1 pseudogene is annotated in these 468 nt (G+C 53.6%); it reads right to left on the reverse strand.

Annotation, left to right across the window (positions count from 1 at the left end):
• Window positions 1-437, reverse strand: a pseudogene (locus tag SB772_RS39145) (hypothetical protein); the annotation flags it as partial.
• Between the last annotated feature and the right edge of the window lie 31 nt (window positions 438-468).

Raw genomic sequence — 468 nt, forward strand, 5'->3', positions numbered from 1 at the left:
GTGAACGCGGTTCCGTCAGCCGTATAAAGATTCCAGGTGGCGATGCGCTTGTACACGTCGTCTGTGGTCGCGAACGATTCGCTAACCGCTGACGGCACATAGTCGTTATACGGTTCAGTATCGAACTCAAAACTGTTATACGTGCCGATTGACTGCGAAAGATTCGACGGCAGGACGGGGCGCGGCATGTTGTATAGGCCGGTCAGGACCCAATCGAGTAGCGCGCCGGTAAGCTGGGTATTCCCCGCGTAGACAGGAAGATTGATCGAGTTAAACCAATCAATGTATTCCTGAGCCATCGTGTTCGTGGCATCGAAAAATGCCGCAATGTTCGGGTCATCGTTGTATTGAAGGTATGGAACGGCGGGGATTGCGGCTTGTTCTGCGGTATTTGGATATGCAGAACCCCAATCCGGGGTAGCGATCTGTACGGCCATACGTCACCCCACGTTGACAGTGGTTTCCGCC

The organism is Paraburkholderia sp. SIMBA_030, assembly GCF_046535245.1.
Classification (GTDB): Bacteria; Pseudomonadota; Gammaproteobacteria; order Burkholderiales; family Burkholderiaceae; genus Paraburkholderia.